The sequence below is a fragment of the Mycobacterium szulgai genome, assembly GCF_002116635.1.
Classification (GTDB): domain Bacteria; phylum Actinomycetota; class Actinomycetes; order Mycobacteriales; family Mycobacteriaceae; genus Mycobacterium; species Mycobacterium szulgai.
Map to the genome: position 1 here is coordinate 1 of NZ_LQPW01000093.1, position 2,083 is coordinate 2,083.

Genomic DNA, 2,083 nt, shown 5'->3' on the forward strand with positions numbered 1-2,083 from the left:
CGCGCCACCCGTTCCAGGCGCTGCAGGGCCCGCAACCGCTCCGGTGTGGTCAGCACGTCAAAGGTCAACCCGCACAAGCGATCCAACTCATAGTCGAGTGCGTCGAAGACCTCGATGATCTCCTCACGCGTACTCGAACCCATGCCGCAAACACTACAAAGCACCACTGACAAGAACCGCCACGCTAAAACCACTGAAACCAAAGTGGCGCAAGTTATTCGACGGCCAGCATCCGCTAGTGGTGCCTGTGGTCGTGGTGCTCGTGCCCGGGCTCCGGCGCGCCACCCATCATGCGCAGCATGGGCATTCCGCCCGAGCTGAAGAACCGGGCCACCAACACCGTTGCCATCACGAGGAACGCGATGTTGAGCCAGGTAGTGTAGTTCCAGGAAATGCCCGCGGACATCACCATGGCGTTGCGCTCCTGGGGAATGAGATGTGTTGCGCCGAAAAGAAGTTCGATGAGATACCCGGCGGCGACCATCGCGACATAGAACGTGCCCAGCAGTGTCAGCATCATCTTGGTGCCGTAGTACTTGCGGTAGATGTTCAGGATCGGCAGGATCAGCAGGTCGGCGAAGATGAACGCGATGACCCCGCCGAAACTGATGCCACCGTTCCACAACACCGCCGCCAGTGGCACATTGCCGATCGAGCAGACGAACGACACAATTGCCACAACCGGCCCGACGATCGGTCCCCACAGCGCCGACAAGTCCGGGTGGTTGGCCAAAAAGAAGCTCTGCCAGAAGCTTTCGGGCACCCAGGCCGCGATCGCACCGGCGATGAGCAACCCGAGGATCAGATCGCGCAGGATCGCCAGCCACTCCATCACGAACACGTGCGAAACGGAGGTGAAGCCGCGCGGGGAGAACAGCCGCCGCCAGAACGAACCATCCCCCTGGATGGACATGTCCATGGCCGCGTGGCCCTCCATGGACCCGGCGATGCCGCGTTCGGCCTGCTCCCGAGCGGCCTCGATCAGCCGGGTGCGCACGAAGAGCCGGAACAGGATCGCCAGCACGATGATCATCAGCGGACCACCGACGAACTCTGCCGCGGTGAACTGCCAGCCCATCAGCAGGGCCAAAATGATGCCCAGCTCCACCACCAGATTGGTGGAACCGATCTCGAACGCCATGGCCGCGGTGAAGTTGGCGCCCTTGCGAAACAGGGATCGGGCCAGGGCCACCGCGGCGTAGGAGCACGAGGACGACGCCGCTCCCAGTCCGGCGGCTACCGCCAGGGTGCGCGGCTTGTCGTCGCCCATCAGGCTGACGATCGTCGACCGGCGCACCACCGCCTGCACCACCGCTGACAGCGCGAATCCCAGGATCAAGGCCCACAGAATTTCCCAGGTCATCGAGCCCGTCAGCGCCAACGCGTGCCCGACCGCTCCCAACACTTTGCTTGCCACTCGGACCTCCGTTCGATAGACGGCATCATCATATACCCGGTAGGGGTATATGCCTACCTGTCGGTGTCAACCATGAATCCGGCTAGCCCGATGCTCCGGGAAGTCCGGGGTCGCCCGTTGCGCCGGTCGCGCCTACGTTGCCGGTCGATCCCGGGTTCCCGTTGAAGTTGCCGAGACCACCACCGCCGCCGGGCCCCGGTAGCCCGCCGGCTCCACCGGCGCCGCCTACTCCGCCGGCACCGCCGATTCCGGCGCTGCCCGAGCGGCCCAGCAGCCCACCAGCGCCACCCGCGCCGGCGCTTCCACCATTACCTCCATGGCCGCCAGTGCCGCCTTTTCCGCCGTCGCCGCCGTCGCCGCCGTCGCCGCCATCACTTCCGGAGACGCCGGAGATACCCGCGCCGCCTTGCCCGCCCATGCCACCCATGGCGCCAGGCGCTCCCATGCCGCCGGCTCCGCCGCTACCGCCGTGGCCGCCGGCGCCACCGTCGCCGATTAGCAGTCCACCACGACCGCCGGCCCCTCCGGACCCGCCGGAGAGGCCGCCATCACCGGCCGCGCCGAAGCCGCCAATGCCACCCGTACCTCCGTCGCCGGCGCTGGCACTTCCCGTGCTTGCGCCGCCCCCTCCGCCCGTGCCGCCGGCCGCTCCGATGCCGCCATCGC

1 protein-coding gene and 1 pseudogene are annotated in these 2,083 nt (G+C 66.6%); both read right to left on the reverse strand.

What is annotated here, in order from left to right; translation table 11 throughout:
• Positions 1-235: 235 nt before the first annotated feature.
• Entirely contained in the window at positions 236-1,468 is a 1,233-nt protein-coding gene (locus AWC27_RS14690) for a permease (RefSeq protein WP_372516937.1), read from the reverse strand.
• A gap of 31 nt (positions 1,469-1,499) precedes the next feature.
• A pseudogene (locus tag AWC27_RS14695) lies at positions 1,500-2,083 on the reverse strand (PE family protein); the annotation flags it as partial.